The organism is Bariatricus sp. HCP28S3_D3 (genome assembly GCF_052065755.1).
Lineage (GTDB): Bacteria > Bacillota > Clostridia > Lachnospirales > Lachnospiraceae > Allocoprococcus.
This window is the reverse complement of the sequence record NZ_JBQHTK010000007.1, coordinates 24500-43478: the sequence shown is the minus strand read 5'-3', so window position 1 is coordinate 43478 and position 18979 is coordinate 24500. Positions and strand designations below refer to the sequence as shown.

General features: G+C 42.1%; 17 protein-coding genes. 3 read left to right on the top strand and 14 right to left on the bottom strand.

All coding sequences use genetic code 11. The annotated features are described in order from the left end of the window. The first annotated feature begins 140 nt into the window (after positions 1-140). The 3 genes from ACTNB3_RS07255 to ACTNB3_RS07245 are packed head-to-tail and all read left to right on the top strand — an operon-like array spanning position 141 to position 2512. The gene (locus ACTNB3_RS07255) at positions 141-926 is read left to right on the top strand and encodes a hypothetical protein (protein ID WP_441024910.1); all 786 of its coding nucleotides are present in this window, start codon (positions 141-143) and stop codon (positions 924-926) included. Further along, positions 820-1365, top strand: coding sequence for a hypothetical protein (locus ACTNB3_RS07250; RefSeq protein WP_441024959.1), 546 nt, complete (start codon positions 820-822; stop codon positions 1363-1365). Before ACTNB3_RS07255 ends, ACTNB3_RS07250 begins: the two co-directional genes overlap by 107 nt. 19 nt (positions 1366-1384) lie before the next feature. Beyond that, the gene (locus ACTNB3_RS07245) at positions 1385-2512 is read left to right on the top strand and encodes an ATP-NAD kinase family protein (RefSeq protein WP_441024908.1); all 1128 of its coding nucleotides are present in this window, start codon (positions 1385-1387) and stop codon (positions 2510-2512) included. A gap of 76 nt (positions 2513-2588) precedes the next feature. Here ACTNB3_RS07245 and ACTNB3_RS07240 read toward each other — a convergent pair whose 3' ends face one another. The 14 genes from ACTNB3_RS07240 to truA all read right to left on the bottom strand — a co-directional run bounded on the left by ACTNB3_RS07240 (position 2589) and on the right by truA (position 18971). Continuing rightward, complete coding sequence (locus ACTNB3_RS07240) at positions 2589-3467, bottom strand: MerR family transcriptional regulator (protein WP_441024907.1); 879 nt, start codon at positions 3465-3467, stop codon at positions 2589-2591. Between the two features lie 98 nt (positions 3468-3565). Next, positions 3566-4774, bottom strand: a complete 1209-nt coding sequence (locus ACTNB3_RS07235) for a DUF819 family protein (RefSeq protein ID WP_441024906.1) — start codon at positions 4772-4774, stop codon at positions 3566-3568. 28 nt (positions 4775-4802) lie between these two features. Continuing rightward, on the bottom strand, positions 4803-5786 hold the full coding sequence (locus tag ACTNB3_RS07230; RefSeq protein WP_441024905.1) for a dipeptidase: 984 nt from the start codon (positions 5784-5786) through the stop codon (positions 4803-4805). Positions 5787-5802: 16 nt separating this feature from the next. Further along, positions 5803-7359, bottom strand: coding sequence for an aminomethyl-transferring glycine dehydrogenase subunit GcvPB (gene gcvPB / locus ACTNB3_RS07225; protein WP_441024903.1), 1557 nt, complete (start codon positions 7357-7359; stop codon positions 5803-5805). After that, entirely contained in the window at positions 7346-8782 is a 1437-nt protein-coding gene (gcvPA, locus tag ACTNB3_RS07220) for an aminomethyl-transferring glycine dehydrogenase subunit GcvPA (protein WP_441024902.1), read from the bottom strand. The genes gcvPB and gcvPA overlap by 14 nt, the downstream gene beginning before the upstream one ends. A 333-nt stretch (positions 8783-9115) precedes the next feature. Continuing rightward, positions 9116-9562, bottom strand: coding sequence for a tyrosine-type recombinase/integrase (locus tag ACTNB3_RS07215; RefSeq protein WP_441024901.1), 447 nt, complete (start codon positions 9560-9562; stop codon positions 9116-9118). Positions 9563-9736: 174 nt separating this feature from the next. Further along, on the bottom strand, positions 9737-10579 hold the full coding sequence (locus ACTNB3_RS07210; protein ID WP_427806962.1) for a carbohydrate ABC transporter permease: 843 nt from the start codon (positions 10577-10579) through the stop codon (positions 9737-9739). Next, the gene (locus ACTNB3_RS07205) at positions 10579-11430 is read right to left on the bottom strand and encodes a carbohydrate ABC transporter permease (RefSeq protein WP_427806961.1); all 852 of its coding nucleotides are present in this window, start codon (positions 11428-11430) and stop codon (positions 10579-10581) included. Before ACTNB3_RS07205 ends, ACTNB3_RS07210 begins: the two co-directional genes overlap by 1 nt. A 124-nt stretch (positions 11431-11554) precedes the next feature. Further along, positions 11555-12868 carry an extracellular solute-binding protein gene (locus ACTNB3_RS07200; RefSeq protein WP_441024900.1) on the bottom strand — a complete coding sequence of 438 codons (1314 nt, stop codon included), beginning with the start codon at positions 12866-12868 and terminating at the stop codon, positions 11555-11557. A gap of 144 nt (positions 12869-13012) precedes the next feature. Next, the gene (locus ACTNB3_RS07195) at positions 13013-14368 is read right to left on the bottom strand and encodes an ABC transporter substrate-binding protein (protein WP_441018371.1); all 1356 of its coding nucleotides are present in this window, start codon (positions 14366-14368) and stop codon (positions 13013-13015) included. Next, a complete protein-coding gene (locus tag ACTNB3_RS07190) occupies positions 14289-16070 on the bottom strand; it encodes a sensor histidine kinase (RefSeq protein WP_441018369.1) in 1782 nt (593 codons plus the stop codon). The genes ACTNB3_RS07195 and ACTNB3_RS07190 overlap by 80 nt, the downstream gene beginning before the upstream one ends. 9 nt (positions 16071-16079) lie before the next feature. Next, a complete protein-coding gene (locus tag ACTNB3_RS07185) occupies positions 16080-17675 on the bottom strand; it encodes a response regulator (protein ID WP_427806957.1) in 1596 nt (531 codons plus the stop codon). Beyond that, the gene (locus ACTNB3_RS07180) at positions 17672-18232 is read right to left on the bottom strand and encodes a GNAT family N-acetyltransferase (protein WP_427806956.1); all 561 of its coding nucleotides are present in this window, start codon (positions 18230-18232) and stop codon (positions 17672-17674) included. The genes ACTNB3_RS07185 and ACTNB3_RS07180 overlap by 4 nt, the downstream gene beginning before the upstream one ends. Continuing rightward, positions 18192-18971, bottom strand: a complete 780-nt coding sequence (gene truA / locus ACTNB3_RS07175; RefSeq protein ID WP_441024899.1) for a tRNA pseudouridine(38-40) synthase TruA — start codon at positions 18969-18971, stop codon at positions 18192-18194. The genes ACTNB3_RS07180 and truA overlap by 41 nt, the downstream gene beginning before the upstream one ends. Positions 18972-18979 lie beyond the last annotated feature (8 nt).

The following is an 18979-nucleotide window of genomic DNA, read 5'->3' as shown; positions in this document are numbered from 1 at the left end:
TATTTCGTCATGGAGTAATACTAACTTAAATTTACGGATTTGTCAAGGCGGGTACAATTTCTTTTAGTTATTTTCAAATTATCTATTGACATTCCTCTTCGGGCACCCTTTACCATAAAAAGAGAAGGGGGAAATAAGCAATGAATTACCTGAATGCAATTCTTGTTTCTTGCTACAGCAACTCACTATTTATTGTGTTCGCCATTGCATTCGCCGGATTTATGATCGGCAACATTAAAATAAAAGGAGTTGGTCTGGGTGCTGCCGGTGTTTTCCTTGCAGCCCTCGTATTTGGTCATTTCGGATATGCAGATCAGTCTCTTCTTCATGAAATCGGTCTTATTACTATTGATAATGCAGCCCTGAGGCTCACTATGTCCATGGTCCAGAATATGGGGCTTCTCTGCTTTGTGACTTCAGTCGGCTTCATAGCCGGTCCAAACTTTTTCTGCAATCTGAAGAGAAATGCCAAATCCTATGTTTGTCTCGCCTTTGTGGTCATAGGGATCGGCAGCATCATCTGTATTGCAGTTATCTCTTTGACAAATATTGATTCTGCTATGGCTGTAGGTATTCTTTCTGGTGCTTTAACGACAACACCTGGTTTTGCAGCAGCGCAAGATGTTGTCAGAGCCAATGAAGTGCTTCTGAATGAAGTTACCGTAGGCTATGCCATCGGATATCCTTTTGGAGTAGTTGGTGTTGTCCTTTTTGTCCAACTCATCCCCAAAATTTTGAGGGTAAATCTGGTGGAGGAAAGAGCAAAATTAATTGTCAACTCAGCGAAAGAAAAAGAAAAGAAAAAAGAAATACACCGAAATAGACTCTCTCGGTCTATGCGCGTTTACCCTTGCTATTATTTGTGGCATTCTTCTTGGGAAAATCTCCATTCCACTTCCGGGAGGTGCCACCTTCTCACTCGGTAATACCGGCGGTGCTCTTCTTATGGGATTGCTCTTTGGACATTTCGGCCATGCAGGTTCGCTGAGCATGAAGCTTTCTCATGGTTTTTTAGAATCATTTCGTGAATTCGGATTGATGATGTTCCTGATCGGTGCCGGTGTACCCGGTGGTTCCGGATTTGTAGATATCATTCACAAATATGGAATGATATTGTTTATTTACGGAGCACTTATGACGCTTCTGCCTCTCATCATCGGATTTTTATTTGCGAAACATGTTGTAAACTTGTGTCTCCTGGACAATCTGGGTTCTCTCACAGGCGGGATGACAAGCACGCCTGCACTTGGTGTACTGATACGCTCCTCCGGTACGGATGATGTGGCTTCTTCATATGCATCAACCTATCCAGTAACACTCGTACTGATTGTCCTGGCATCACAGTTCATCGTCACATTCTTATGATAAAAGGAGATTGCGATCTATGAAAGCGAAAATTGGACTTATCATAAATCCAATTGCAGGTCTTGGAGGAAAGGCCGGTTACAAAGGCAGTGACTGCAGGGAGCATTTGGAACACGCACTGCAAAATGGTTATCAAAAATGCTCTGCCATAAGAGCGAGAGAATGTCTGCGGCATATTCTTGATATCAAGCAAGATTGTATACTGTATGCACCGGCAGGAGAAATGGGTGGAAATATTCTTACAGAACTTGGAATCCCATATCAGGAAATCTGTTCTGCAAAACTTATCACTTCACGTTCAGACACACTGGACTGCCTGAAGCTTTTTCTGGAAAATGATGTGGATTTAATCATATTTTGTGGCGGAGATGGCACCGCCAGAGATCTTTGCAATGTGATTGGGCTACAGAAACCGGTAATCGGGATCCCCGCCGGTGTCAAAATGTATTCCGGATGTTTTGCAGTTAATCCTTCTATTGCAGGAGGACTTCTTAGGAACTATATTATAGGGAAACCTTTGAGACAAGAACTGAGAGAAGTTATGGATATTGATGAAATTTTGCTCGGACAACCTCACATCAGCCCTCATCTTTATGGATATCTTCAAATGATTAATGAAGGCCAAAAACTTCAGGGTCCTAAAGCTGCTTTTGTTTCTTTACCTGAAGAAGCAGAAATCCTAGCCGATTATTTTGCCTCTTCAGTAGCCAAAGATACTCTATACATAATAGGTCCGGGAAGTACAACCTACCAAATCAAACAAAGATTATGCGGTGCTGGAACACTTATCGGTGTAGATGCCATTTTGAACGGAAAACTCATCCATAAAGATGCCGATGAAAATGCACTAAAAGATCTCACAGAACATACAGAAAAAATCAGGATTATCGTTACCTGTATCGGTGGTGCCGGTTTTGTATTCGGACGTGGGAACCAACAGATCAGTCCTGTAATTCTTTCCCGCGTGAGAAAAGAGAATATTTGTCTGGCAGTCACCAAGAGTAAACTCATTAGTCTCAAAGGGCGCGCAATGCTAGTGGATACCGGCGATCAGGAAACGGATCACTATCTCTGTGGATATTATAAGATCCACTTCAGCGACACAGAATCCACTGTTTATCGTATTGAAGATATGCCGAACAACTAACCCTCTATAGATCAAAATTTGACACATGGTAGTTTTTAATGTACCATGTGTCAAATTTTATGTTCTTATAGATATATTAAATGATGCTTCCTTTAAGCGGAACATAAACCCGTGTTACATATTTTCTCTGATCATTCGTCATTGTCACTCCGCATATATAATCTTCAAATGAACACTTCTCTACCTCATATCCATTGTCTTTCGCCCATATTTCCAATTCTTCATAGCATTCTTTCAGGCTCGGATAACATCCCACATGCAGTGTTGTAATAGCCTGAAATTCTGGTATATATCTGCAAGATACACAATCTTTGCTGTCAGCGATTCCAAAGAAGACTTCCAAATCTCCATTCATGTCCTCCTCTTTCTCGCTAAACTGTTTCATATAACCGCCATGGAAGATTGCAGTCAAGTTCCCCGTTGTTGTCAGCCGATACTCATCAATCATTCGATACAATTCCGCCCGTCTTCCAATAAACAAGCTGTTCGCATTCCAATAACTGACATATCTTGTATAAGCTACTTTTGTTTTTGGAAATGTCACAACTTCAAACTTGTGCAAATTTTGTTTCGTATAATTCATCCGATCAAGTGCCTCAACCGTTTCGCTTGCCCTCATGAATGTCTGAACCGTCTGATCATATCTGTTCATTGCCTCTAATAAATCTAGCTTTGCCAACTCCATTTGCCGCTCCATCTTTTTCCGGAGCAATGGAATATTTCGTTCTTTTAGAATTTCTGCAATATCAACCAAAGGCAAATCTGTCTTCTTCAGCTCTTTAATCAGTAGAATTTCTTCAATCTGTGTTTCACTGTAATAGCGGTAACCGGTCTGTTCGTCTTTATAGAAAGGGCTCACGATGTCTTTTTCATCGTAATAGCGCAATTGTTTCTTTGTCACATTACATATTTTTGCTATTTCGCCAATACTATATTTACTTTCGTCTCTATCCAATAAGTCATTCTCCTCTTTCTAAGCGGACAATAAACGCACCCCCAAAGCTGTGTTTATTGTCCTTAAGTAACACTATATATCTATTTTTCTACACCCAATTACCTTCCAAGGAAAGTCCCAACAAAAATTCCATAGTAATTACCAATTACGTATCCAAGCGTACCGACCAGAAGAGACGGAACCACCATAGACTGCCATCCTTTTGCAATTGCATAGGCAGCTGCCGTTGTAGGGCCTCCGACATTGGCATTAGAAGCAACACAGATTTCCTCAATACTGAACTTGAAGATCTTACCAAATACAAGTGAGAAAATCATGTTCATACCTACGATGATTGCGCAGAATACAAGCAGCAATGGAGCTTCTGTAATAATAAGATAAATAGAAGCCGGGACTCCGATAACTGTAAAGAAAATATGGATCAGGAATGTACCAATTTCCTGTGCTCCTGCGATTTCTCCGATGAAATCCGGCATTGCAGTTGCCACTATCATTGTAAGAGTTGTCATGATCAGGTATTTATTACCAATTAGCCCATTCAGCAATGCAAGTGCAAAATTTGTTGTCGGGATAACTGAAGAGATAAAATCAGCAAGTGCTGTTGATACTGCAACGATTGCAAATGATACTGCCAGGGCTTCCGCAATATCAAGAAGTGCAACCGGTTTCGCCTTCCAGAAGTTGGCTGCCTGATTCTCATTATCACCTTTCTGAGTTCTTGCTTCAATCTCGTCAATATATGGATGTTTGTATTTCTTCAGGAAGAACTGCATCGTAGGAATTGCAATCAATACAAAGAAATACAATGCCATTAAAAGGTTGTCCGCAACAACTGCTGCTGCAGATGTTGTATCGCTTGCACTAAATGCTGCTTTCATTGCTGCCAGGTTAACACTTCCTCCCGTGTAAGTACCAACCATCATAGCTGCAATTGCATGCAATTCGTCAATTTTCCCTTTGAAAATATAATATGCGAGGAATCCGCCTATAACAGTACCTACACCACTAATCAAATAAATTGCTAGCATTCTTCCGCTTTCTTTCCAGATTTTCTTAATATTTGCTTTGAAAAGAAGCAGTGGTACTGCCAATGGCACTACATAAGACCATACAAAATCATAAGCCGGTGCGTCTACCGGAATAATTCTGAAGTTTGAAAGAATCATCGCTCCAATCAAAGCAATCACACATCCTGTCACTTTAGATGCCCATTTAAATCTCTGTTCCATCCAGATTGCCAACGCTGCGATTACTACTAAAATTGCAAACAACGCCCATGTATTATCCGCACTAATTAATGTACTCATAAACCTCTACCTTCCTTTTTCCTCTATCCTATTTCCATACTTCTTTGAAAACACGATAAAAATTCTTGTAAGCAACTGCTTCGAGCTGTTCCTGACTATATCCACGTTTTCTCAATACTTCCAGTATGTTCTTTGCTTCAGCCTCATTGGAAATACCTTTTCCGCTTGGTGAATCAAGATGTCCGCTGAAAGAACTAAGCGTTTCTCCGCCAAGATAATCGTCAAAATCAAACCCAAGTCCAATATGCTCAATACCAATCAGATCCGCGATATACTCTATATGATCAGCCAAATGCTCAACATCCTGCTTCTCATACTCTTCTGCAATGAACTCTCTCATACTGTTCATGCCAACCAGTCCGTTCGTGCCAGCAATTGCTTTTAACATGTCATCTGTTAGATTTCTCATAGCAGGGCATACTGCTCGTGCATTAGAATGTGATGCAATAATCGGTCCCTGCGCCAGATCAATAACTCCCCAGAAACATTTGTCATTCAGATGTGATACATCCATGACCATACCCAGATCCTGGATTCTTTTTACTGCTTTCTTACCAACATCGGTAAGTCCCCGATTCACATCAACCGGCCATCCTGTAGCCAGAGCATTTGCTTCATTCCACGTCAGCATAGCATGTCTTACACCGACTTCATGATAGAAGTAGTCAATTTGATCAATATCTTCCCCAATCTGACTCAATCCTTCCATACCGGTAACCACATTAATCTTTCCTGCCTTTGTTCCTTTTTCAAAATCTTCAAATTTTGTGACAAAGTTCAGAATATCTGCCGCATCAACCATTTCCTGTTTGATACTGGTTACAATCTGTTTTGATCTTGCTGCCGGATCTTTGTCATTTGGCGGATCGATCCAAATCACAAAAATCCCTCCTGTTACATGTCCTTCCCGGAACTTGTTTAAGTGATATTTACGAAAAATATCCCTTTCTCCATGATCCATAACATGGCAGGTAACGTCTGTCCATATATCACCATGTCCATCAAAAATCATTTTTCTCCCTCCTTCCTTATTTTTTTATGTACTTGACATATGCACGCCAAGTTGTTGCAAATTTTCCCCATTCAGTCAGATATTCTTCATGAATCTGATCACTAAGAGCGGCCTTATGCGGAGCTGTCTTCACAAGTTCCGGTTCCTCATAAGCCTCCTTTGCAATTGAAGCAAATGCTTCTACAAATTCATCTATATCATCTTTTGAATAGGTTTCAACTGGTTCCGGAGTAAATGGTTCCGGAATAATTCTCGGATGATGACTTGCAAAATAATCCTGAAAACCATAATCTACAATTCTTCTGCAAATATCATCGGTTGTAACTCCTGTATCCTTTGTCAACTGTTCCCAGCTCAATCTGGCCTGCTCCACACGGAATTTTCCTTCCGCAAACGGCATTGATAACCCGTCGATTTTTAAAAGCTTCTTTAGCATATAGTTATTATTCAAAATAGCCAGTTCTCCAATCTGTTTTATTCCATCCGGGCCCAGCGTTCTTATATAAGCATATGTACGAACCAAAACTGCCGGAACGCCAAAGTATTTCCTCAACTTTCCTATGCTTTCCGGTCTCTGATAATCGAAATAGTATCTTTCTCCATCATATTCTACAGTCGGGGTTGCTACGAACTTAGCCAGCTTTTCACAGACACATTGCGCTCCTGCTGCAGGCCCCTGGCAGCCATGTGGAGAAGAAAAGGACTTATGCAAGTTATAATGGCACATATCAAATCCGGCATCCCGCGCTCTTGTAATACCAAACAATCCATTTAAGTTCGCCTGGTCATAAACACACAATCCTCCTACGCTATGAACAATATCCACAAACTCTCTAATTTTATCGTTAAAAATACCTGTATCCTCTGGATTTGTAATCATCAGTGCCGCTGTATGTTCTGACACTGCAGCCTTTAAAGCTTCAATATCCGGTACTCCATTCTCATCCGGATAAAGTGTAATGACTTTATATCCTAATGTTGCCGCAGCTCCTGGATTTCCCGGATGTGATAAGATGGTTGTAATAATCTCGTTTCTCTGTTCCCCTTCACCGTTGGCTTCATGAAATGCACGGATTGTTTCTACATTGGCAAAAATCGCCTGCGTTCCCCCTCCTGGCTGAAGGCTTACTCTATCCATTCCTGAAATTGCTTTCAAGTACTGTTCATCCTTGTACATGATTTCAAGAATTCCTTGAATCGTACTTTCATCCTGATATGGATGGACCTCAGTCAGTTTTTCCGAGCGCACAAACTGTTCATTAATCTTGGGACTATACTTCATGGTGCATGTCCCCAACCCGATATCGATATTAATATCTGTACCAATTGTTTCCTGTGAGAGTCTCATATAATGGCGCAGCACTTGCATTTGTGACATTTCAGGCAGCTTTGGTGCTTTCTTTCTCTTAAGATTCGCCGGAAGAAGGTTCTCCACAGTTCCTGTTACCTGTACCACACGTTCAGAAGCTTTCGGCACAAGCACACCTCGTTCTCCCGGATTTCCAAGCTCCATAATAATAGGCTCATCCCATCGTGCTTCGTGAAAATCTCTATTTTTCTTAAACCTTCCCATGTTCTGACCCTCCTGCTACAATCGTTCTCAGTGCTTCTGCCAGATGCTCAATCTCATCTGCTGTTGTCAGTTCAGATACACAGTACAATGCACTCTGTCCTAATTCTTCAAAATCCTGGCTTAAATCCTTTCCTCCAAAAATATGTTCCTCAAGCAGAGTCTTATTGATTTCTTTTACTGTTTTTCCTGTCTCGGTAAAATCTATAACAAATTCCTGGAAATTGCTTCCTCCAAATACATTTGCTTTAATACCAGGGATATCTGATAATTTCAAGACAGCATAATTCACATTCTGTATAATCGTTTCTCCCAATTCATACATTCCTTGCGGTCCCATGCTTGCAAGATAAATGCCTGCTGTTATGCCCCACAGACCTGTCTCTGTTCCAAAGTACTCTTTTGCTTTTTCGCGACTTCCATGGGAGCTTCGATAATTCATCGCACGTCCCCAACCAAAAGTATCCACTTTGTCTGTTTCTGCTATTCCATACATATATGTTGGGAATTGCTGCAGAAGCTCCACATCCTGCCGACATGCAATAAATCCTGCCTGACCGCCACCAAACTGTATGTGCATTCCCAAAGGCTGTATATCACCACATACAAGGTCTGCTCCCTGGTTCATGGGACTTTCCATAATACCAAGGGCCGACACCTCAGGCTGCGCTATACAAAGCGCTCCGTATTCATGCGCCAGCTCTGCAATCTCCTGTCCCTGTGTCTCAAAGAATCCAAGATAGGAAGGATTTTCATAAAACACAGCTCCAACATTGCCCTCTTTCAGCTTGTCTTCAAGATTCCTCATATCCATGAGTCCCGTTGCCGGATCATATGCAACTTTTCTGATCTGCGCAACATTTCTACAATACTCCTTTGCCTGTGACAGAATTTCAGGATTCATTGTAGCTGGAACCAACACCACATCTTTCGGAGTGTTTCGTGCCTCCTGCACACGAAGTGCAATTCGCATAGACGAGACAACTGACTGTCCCGCATCATAGGTTGTATAGCTTACCGCATCTGCATCCAACAGTTCTCCCATCATACTCGCATATTCGAAAATTGCCTGCATCTTGCCATGATCCGAATACGTATCGCCGCAGTAAGCAGTCAGGAATTCTCCCCGCGAGTTTAATTCATCACAAATTGCCGGAATTTGATGTTTATAGCATCCCGCACCGAGAAAACTGGTGTACTCTTCTGTCGTTGCATTCTTATTAAGAATACCAAGCACATGTCTTTTCAGTTCATACTCACTTTGAATCGGTTCAGGTAAATCCAATCTTCCTTTGTAAATAAGTTCATTAGGGATAATGCTCCTGTATATATCCTCGATTTTCTCTACACCAATTTCCTTCAACATTTCCTCTTTGATCTCAGGAACACTATTCGGCATATACGGATGAACAAATGTATTGTCCATGGCATCACTCCCTTTCCAGTTTTTACATTTTCTATAAACACGCTCTATCTATATAATGTCTCTATATCCCATACTAAACCTTTCCCTTACGGCAATGTCAATTGTTTTTGTTCATTTTATATATTTTTTTCGGATATATCAATTTTTTTTGTGACATTTTAACATTTTACCGCATTAAATTTTCACATTGTAATACAATCGAGTAGGAGGAATTTCTCTTATTTGAGATATTCCGACCTCTCACACCACTTATCCCGACTTTCTATTTATTCCGATAAACCATCTGAAATGCCGTATTTTAAAAGATACTAAAGTAAAAAGTCGGGATAATAATTACTTTAAGCCATAAAGCTTTTTCATGAGGTCTTCATCATCTTCCCAGTCAACGTCATATTCATTGGAGAAGAGAGAATAAAAGTCTGATGTCGCCTTTTCAATAGTCTCTTTTTTCATCGTGGTATCAGCATTTGCATAAAAACGCCTTGTTGTATCCATTTTTGCATGTCCAAGCCATTCGGCCACCAATGGGAGTGGCATACCATTCCTATACAAATGCATCGCACGTGAATGTCTCCACATATGGGGATATAAATGCTCTGGCACATCTGTTGAAGTCTCTTGTGCCTTTTTTCCATAACGTGCAACAAATTTCTCCACGTTGTCGATTGACATTTGTGACCGTATTCCTTTGCGATCTATATAAAAAAGAAATTCTTCCGGATTATCTTCTGTATGGAATTTATGAAGGTAGGATTTCAGGTGTTTGCACGTTTTTTCCATGATCGCAACATTTCTTGTTTTAGCGCCCTTGCCTTCGGCTATATCCTTCCCACTGCCGGGCGGATTCGGGACTTTCACCCGTTAGAAACGTGCGCCGCCAGGCGCACAACAAAAAGAAAACGGTTCCCGTTTCCAGAAATCGCTTTCTTTTCGATTTATAATATGTTAGCCTGATTAGCCTTTTACCGCACCGGCAGCAACACCTTTGATGATATACTTCTGTCCTGCCAGGTATACAATGATGATCGGAATGACAGTAAGCATGATGCTTGCCATCATCGGTCCCATTTCCACTTTACCGTAACTTCCTCTGAAGTACTGGATCAGCATCGGAATAGTCTTATATTTCTTGATATCAAGAACCAATGTCGGAAGCAAATAATCATTCCATACCCACATAGCTTCCAGAATACCAACAGAGATCATCGTCGGTTTCAGTATATGTACGTCGATCAGGAAGAAGGTCTGAAGCGGATTGCATCCGTCGATCATAGCAGCCTCTTCTACTTCGATCGGGATTGATTTTACAAATCCACAGAACATGAATACTGCAAGTCCTGCACCAAATCCCAGATAAATAATCCAGATATTCCACGGAGTGTTCAGCTTCAGTTTATCTGCTGTCTGAGACAGTGTAAACATAACCATCTGGAACGGGACTACCATTGAGAATACGAACAGGTAATATAATACCTGTGAAATCACGCCTTTTACACGGGTGATATACCATGCACACATAGAACAGCAGATCAGAATTGCCGTAACAGAGGTGATGGTGATAAATGTACTGAATCCCAAACTGCTCAGGAATCCCTTGGATGCAATCGCATCAATATAGTTTGCAATACCTGTAAAAGAGTCTGCCGTAGGGAGTTTGAACGCAGCAGCTGTACTGATTGCAGATTCTTTTTTCAGAGAATTTAAAAGAATCATGACAACAGGATATATCCAGAGAACAGAAGCGATTCCCAAAATAATGGTCCATATCATACTACCCGGCTTTCTTTTTTTATCCATTACTGCTGCACCTCCTTTGAACGGGTTGCTCTAAGCTGAGCAAACGAAATAACAATTACGATAAGACAGAAAATAACTGCCTTTGCCTGTCCATAACCCTTCCACTGCATACCGGAACGCGCATAGAAAGTCTGGTAAATGTTGAGTGCCAGCATTTCTGTTGTATGGTTCGGATCACCGCCGGTGAGTGCGAGGTTCTGGTCGAACAATTTGAATGAGTTTGTCAATGTCAGGAATACACAAATAGTAATGGATGACATAACCATCGGTACTTTGATCTTAATCAGTGTCTGAAGGTTCGTAGCACCATCGATCTTAGCCGCCTCAATCAAAGAATCCGGCACATTCTGCAGTCCTGCAATATAGATGATCATCATATATCCAATCTGCTGCCAGCACATCAGGATGATCATGCCCCAGTATCCGGCTTTGCTGTTCAGTGCAAGCAGCGGCTGAGCAGTAAGTGACAGCACACAGTTGATCAAGATCTGCCAGATATATCCAAGAACGATACCGCCGATCAGGTTCGGCATAAAGAATACTGTTCTGAAAATGTTGGTTCCTCTCAGATTCTGTGTCAACAGAAGTGCAAGTCCGAATGCAAGCACATTGATAGTCAGAATAGAGACAACCGAGAACATAACTGAAAATTTAAAGGAATCAGTAAATGATGTATCTTTGATTGCTGCAATATAGTTTGTAAGTCCTACCCATGTTGCATTGTCTACCGTCGTAAATTTACAGAATGAAAGATATAAGCCTTCTATAAACGGTACGATAAATCCAATTACAAATGCAAGAAAGGTTGGAAGAATAAAAATCGGTGCGTAACGCTTTAACGCTTTTTCCATAGAGCTCCTCCTCACTCATAACCAGATCTGACAAGGCAGATAACCGTTTGCCTTTCAAATCCTCACATAATAAGGACAGGCAGGAATGCTGCCTGTCCTTTTTCATGTTTACTCCAGTTCCTTATTACTGCTGATTTGCCAGCTCGTATTCTGTTTTCCATCCATCTACGAAAGCGGATACAACACCAGCCCACTGTTCATCAGTCTGATCTGCTGCATATGCTGTAAGAGCCTGGCCTACACCATTCTTCCACTCTTCTGACGGCATTGTCGGGAAGTTCCAAGATACAGGTGTTTTTCCTGCTTCTGTCATTTCTTTATCCTGTTTTACGAACAAGTTCTGAGATTCTACTGCATTCTTGAACGGAATAACGAATCCCATATCTTCGCCCATAGCTTTTGTTCCTTTTTCAGAAGTTACACACCAGTTCATGAAATCCAGAGTAGCCTGAATATCAGCTTCGTCTGCTTCTGAGTTTACACACCAGTAGTTTTCAGTACCGGTACACAGTCCCTGATTTGCCTCATCGCCTGCGCCGATGTAGATTGGGATCATAGCAAGGTCATCATCTGTAAATGTTCCGTCTGCTGTAAGGTTGCCGTATTCCCATGAACCATTCTGGAAGAATACTGCCTGACCTGCCAGGAATTCGTTACGGGAGTCATCACCTGTCTTGGCAGCCAGTTCAGCCGGTGCGCAGGTACTGTTGTTGATGTACAGATCCCAGATATTACGATAGTTGTCAAGGTATGTTCCCTTGATTGCATCAGTTGTTCCGATTCCGTCCTCCTGATATTCGAAATAGATCGGAAGGTTTGCAAGATGTGTCTTAAATCTCCAGTCAGAAGATCCATCCATACCTGCTGATGTAAATGCTGCAAATCCGAGTTCAGAAGAACGTGCTGTGATATCTTCTGCAACTTTCTTCAAATCTGCGAAAGACTGAATATCGTCAATTGTGTAGCCAGCTTTTGCAAGCAGCGTTTTATTCACAATCAGGCCATAAGATTCAATAACGTAAGCGATACCAGCTACTTTGTCGCCATCTTTCAGTGCATAATCTTCGCTTGTCAGCTGTTTGTAAACATCTGAATCTGAAAGGTCATAGCAGTAATCTTTCCAGTTAGCAAGTCCAACCGGTCCGTTTACCTGGAACAGTGTCGGAGCACCGCTCTTACCCATTTCACTCATCAGTGTGGTTTCATACTCTCCGGATGCAGCTGTAACAACTTCAACTTTTACTCCGGTTTCTTCCGTGTAAGCTTTTGCAAGTTCCTGCCACTGTTCATCCTGTTCTGGTTTGAAGTTCAGATAATATACAGAACCTGTTGCTTCTCCGTCGCCACCTTCTTCTTTGTTTCCGCCACAGCCTGCAAGTGTTCCTACTGCCATTGCTGCAACCAGTCCCAGTGCGATCCATCTTTTTTTGTTTTTCATAACAAATTCTCCCTCTTTTCTGAAAACTTGGTTTTCTTTTTTCTGTAATAATCATAGCAGAGAAATATTCCTGTCCGTTATCAAGAAAAAAACCTGAACTATCAAAAAACATACCTTTTATTTTTAATAGTTCAGGTTTACACTTTACTGTTCAGCCTCATATTCCCGGATACTCTCATCCGCTTTTTTCAGGAATTCTTCTACTGTAATCTTCCCTTTAGCCAGTTCCGGAAGACACTCTTCCAAAGTTTCTTCCTGTAAGATGGAATTCCATTTCACCTGGTAATTCGGAACGATCTGTGGGTCCGCCGAAAAAGCGTCAATATAATCACTCAGTGCAGGCACATTCCATCCCTCACCGGATTTCATCAGGCGTTCCCTTTCTTCCCTATTATACTTTGTGCGGAATTTCAAGAATTCCACAGCCCCCTTCTTCACTTCATCACTATAATCAGAAACCACCGCCCATCCGAATGTCTCAGGAGACGAGATCAGTTTATTTCCCGGGAATGCCGAAAAGCGAGTCTTCCCCCGCCATCCATCAGGTATCTGTTCGATCATCCAATATCCATTCGGGATCATGGCCGCCTCTCCCGAAAAGAAATTGGTAAATGAAACATCGAAATCGGCATGCATTGCATCATCTGTTGTATAAGAAAACAGTTTCTTAAGCGTTTCTGCCAGCATAACACCGCTTTCATTCTGATATGTATCCGGGAAAAGCTCTTTCATAAATTCAGCACCATCCGATGTATCAGCAATTACCGCTGTTGCAATCAACATGGGAGCCCATCCTGTTCCTTCCGTATGCAATGCAAGTGGTGTAATACCGCAACTCTGCAGCCTGTCGCAGCATTCCCAGAATTCTTCCCAGGTCTCCGGGAATCGCTCTATCCCTGCCTTTTCAAACAATTCTTTATTCCAGAACATACCGGAGCAGGAAAATGCCGCCGTACTGATCGGTGCCAAGTACACTGCACCATCCTCTTCCATACACGCTTCCATTACCGCAGGCTCAACCATATTTCTCCATTCTTCATCCGCTTCCAGATACGGTGCAAGATCTTCCAGACGGCCATCTTCGATCATCATCTGATAAAATGACGGCAGCATCCGCAGATCTGTGATTACCGCAGGAAGCGAATCCGTCACATTCTGCCGTTTCAGATTCTGCCGGTATTCCTCTTCTGTCTCCAACACCCACTCTACATCAACCTGATAGATTCCGTCATATTCCTCATTGAAAGCTTCTGTAAGCTGTTGGTTACTCTTTTTACCATTCGTAGGATTTACAGTAAAGATTACAGGAATGTGGATTTCTCCCCGTTCTTCTTCCTTGGTCTGTGTCTGTTCGCTCTTTTGGCATCCACAGGCAACCCCTGCCAGCATCACAACACAGAGCAATACTGATAACAGTCTTCTATAATTCTCTATTTTCTTTCCCATCATCCGGAATCCGGATAATACATCTGGTTCCGTCATTTTCTGCTTGATATTCAAAATGTACATCCTCTCCATATTTCAGACGCAGCCTCGTAATAACATTAGTCACGCCGTATCCATGTTTTTTGTCCGGGAAACACTCCCGGAGATCCTTAAGCGGCGCCCCGTTAAGCGCATTGATCTTATCTGCCATTTTACCGTCAATCGGCTTTCCGCTGTTGTAGACTTCCAGACTCAGCTGCCCCGCATCTTCTTTTACCGTAATCCGAATAAATCCCCCTTCGTAGATTTCACAAAAGCCATACTTAATTGCGTTTTCTACAAGCGGCTGCAAAATCAATTTCAAAATCCAGGTCCTCTTTGCATCCACCTGACATTCAATCTCATATCGGAACAGATTTTCATTTCGGATCTGCTGGATCTCCATATAACTCTTTACATTTTCCAGTTCATCTTCCACTGTAACGATATCATTACCCTTGCTGAGTGACAAACGGAGATATTTTGACAATGCCTGTATCATTTTCATTGTCGTTTCCTCACCATTGATTCTTGCCAGCATGTAGATCGTATCCAGAGTGTTATACATAAAATGGGGATTGATCTGACTGATCAGCATATTCATTTCACTAGTCCTCAGTTCACGTTCCTGTAATTTGATCTCATCCAAAAGATTTTCAATATTTACAAGCATCTGATTATAGGATTGTCCGATCTGATCCAGTTCTGTATTCGTGTTCAGTTCAACTTTCCTGCTAAAATCATTTCCGTCAAATCCCGTCATCGCTTCACTGATTGTCTGGATCGGTCTCGTAAATCGTTTGGAAAAATAGATACTTAAATTCAACGCAACGGCAATGACGAGAAGATAGATCCCGGACAAAATGATCAGAATTTTTCCCAAATCCTTAGAAATCACACTATTTGGTACGATCGTGTAAACGATAAGTCCTGTCTCCTTCTGCCGGTAAGCCGACAGAAGGCCACTGTGAATTTTCTCTCCGTTGGCGATCATACCTTCTCCGTCTGTTCTCGCTATTTCTTTCATGATCTTCTGATCTGCATCCGGCAGATCGTATCCGTCCGGATGCCACATTTTCCAAAACTGTCCATTCCCATCCATGATTCCAACCGCAGCATCTGATATGGAAGCCGGATTGCTGCCCAGAATGTCATCCAGAAATTCTTCTTCCATTTTCAGGAACAGCATTCCGGGTTCATGTGCATATTCCATACTGTGCACATACCGCCCGATAAATACCGCCTGCTTTCCTTCTCCGAATAACGTATCCGGGGCAAGAAACCATTTCGTCTTTGCGTACGAATCCCCGAGCCGAGCAGACATTTTACTCTTTTTAAAATCCTCGTAATCAATCTTGGAATATGAACGCGTATATACATTCTGTTTATTATCAACATAACAGTATTCCGATACATGTTCCATGTCAATGTAAGCAAAGTATTTACTGATCGTCGTCTTCTCAACCTCTTCCAGATTTCCCGTTCTGAGGCTGTCCTGCACGTCTGTATTGAGGATACACTCTGCCAGGACTTCATCACTTTTCTGAAACAGAGAATCCAGTGCAATCCCCATTTTCTCATCGAGAGAAGTGTATTTATCCACAATTGCCGAGCTAAGACGACGATAAGTGAACATCCACACACCTATGCTTGACATTAAGAGTGCCAGAATCAAAAGTGCTATGGTGTATTTTAAATATTTTTTTTGAATTCCGGACTTCATTTTCCCGATCTTCATCTCTGGCCGTTACCCTTTCTCACAATTCCGTTTATATTCACTGGGAAGCATTCCCGTGGATTCTTTGAACAAATGAGAGAAATAGGAAGGATTGCTTATTCCCACCTGCTCGCAGATACTTCCTATGCTCTCATCCCCCTCAGACAGCAGTTTCTTTGCCCGCTCAATCCTCTGCTGGAGCAAATATTTCTTAAATGTCATATGAAATGTATTTTTGAAAACTCTGCCAAAATAAACCGGATTCAAATAAATATGAGTTGCTACGGAAACGATGGATAAATTCTCATCATTCAAGTGTTCTTCAATATATCCGACTGCAACAGACATATACTCTTTGAAGTACCGGGTCTCATCTTTACCTGCATGCTTCTTTCTTTCTTCAATGACACTGCCGAGAATCCGATAACATACATCTACCGATTTTGCCGCACTGAGATTCTGGATATTCGAATAATAATTGCGAAACTGCTCTCGTAGACTGTCCACCATTCCATAGGAATCCTTAAGCAAAAATTCCACTCTCAGCATCAATTTGTGCAGGAGCTGGCATTGCATTTCTTCCGCTTCGGGCAAATTGTAGATAAAATGCACAAAAGCCTTTTTCAGCTCTTTTTCATCATTTTTCCGAATAGCATTGACAATCAGAAGTTCGGCATCCTCAAAATCCGTACGTTCCTCACTTTCCTCAATCTCCTCAGGCATAGTAAATGCGCTTGCACCGGACGCACTCGCAAGACCGAATAATTTTTCAGCCTCTTCATAGCTCCGTCCAATCCCTTTCATGCCTTTATAAGGTTTTGAAATTGATGCCACGACCGGACAATTCTGTTCTTCTTTAATATGTTCCATCAGAAGTTTCAATTCTTTGACGGTATCATTCTTACTTGTTTTCACCAGAAAAACAAAATATCCTTCCTCGCTTTCAAAATGCCAGAAGAAATATTTTCCATTCATCACCTGTTCCAGATACCGAATCAGCGACAACTTTGTTGCTTCATAATCAAGCGAATTCGTAATCTTATATGTAAGATCTATATCTACACACAATGTAATAAAACGATCCCCATCCCGGATCACATCATCGACCGTTGCAAAGACCTGTTCCATCTTTTCATATGTAATTTTCTTTTGAAGGTATTTCTGTACAATGACTTGCAGGAAACTGTCAGAATCTTTTTTCACCATCTTCTCCCAACTCTCAATACGCTGTACATTTTCAATCTGTGCCATGCAGTTTTTGTATGCATTCTCCATGGTTTCCTGCAATTTATCGTCCTCAATCGGTTTCAAAAGATAGGCAAAAGCCCCGAGCTCACATGCCTGGCGTGCATATTCGAAATCCCTGTACGCACTCAGCACGATAAAAAGGCAATCCATGTCCTCTTTCTGAATCTCCTCCATGACCATCAGACCAGAAATCTGTTTCATACGGATATCCGTCAGAACCACATGCGGTTTCTTCTCCTTGATCACCTGAATCGCCTGTTCCCCACTCTGTGCAGTTCCCACCACTTCAAACCCCATGCTTCCCCAGTCATAAGTTTTAAGCAGCCCCTGCAGCAGGATTGGTTCATCATCTACTACAACCAGCTTCAGTAATTTCATTTTCCTTCCTCATATTCATCATCCAAATTCTTCCACATAACAAATCGCCGTTTTCCGCCATATTTCTTGACATCAGCAGCGATTTTCATTCCAAACCGTTCTACATTTCGAAGACTGTACACATTTTCCGGATGAACAGTTGCCATCAAGTATCGGATTTCAAGCTCGTTCCATCCATTTTTCAATATCCGCTGTGCCTCCACCAGAAGTTTATATTGCAGGGAATTTCCTCGAAACTCCGGAGAGACTACCGCGATCTCCAAATGTGCGACCTTCTGCATTTCTTCCTCTGAAAGTTCCAGATATTCTCCCAGATTATCTTCTTCACGTTTCGGGAAACGTACAATAAGCAATGCTGCCGTATTTGTCCGGTCGATCTCAGGCTGCGCCAGAATGATAAACCCTTCTTCCGAAATATGCCTGCGTACAAATTCCATATCTTCCGCTTCAAACCAGTCCGGATCCGTGATACCTGACTTCGCCTGCCTGATCATCTTATCTATGGCAGGCACATCCTCAGCTCCTGCTATTCGAAACACAAAATCCATCGTTTTCATATACTATCTCCATTAGACACAATCCCTGAGGAGGTGCAGTGACTGCCTCCTTTTTTCGTTCCCTACCTTCAAGAAGCTCCAAAACCTTCTCCGGTTCATAAAACCCTCTCCCGACGCGAATCAGCACTCCTGCGATGATCCGCACCATATTGTACAGAAATCCATTTCCTGTAATCCGGATTGTAATTTCTTCCGGTTTCAGCGGATTCTGCTGAATTTGAAGATCTGTGACCGTCCGCACTGTTGTCTTTGCGTTGGTCCGGATGCAGCAGAATGCAGCGAAATCATGTTCCCCCAACAGATACTGGGCTCCCTGTCTCATGCGGTTCACATCGAGGTCAAAACTGACGAAGCAGTTATAAAGCCGCTTCGTCGGAACAGGAGTCTTCGTATTCAGAATATGGTATTCATAAGTTTTCAGACTGTTTTGATATCTGGGATGCCAGTCCAGTGAAACCTCCTCTGACTTCGTCACCACAATATCTTCCGGAAGTCTCTGATTCAGCGCATAGGAGAAGCGTTCTGCCGGTATTCTGCTCCCGGTGTCAAACACAGCAATATTCCCAATTGCATGAACCCCTGAATCAGTCCGGCTGGCACCGATTACTGCAATCTCTTCACCGGTAAGTGTGCAAATTGCTTTATTCAGCACTTCCTCTATCGTAATTCCATTCGGCTGCACCTGCCATCCACAATAATTCGTGCCATCATATGCAACTGTCAATTTAATTCTTCTCATTATCTGCT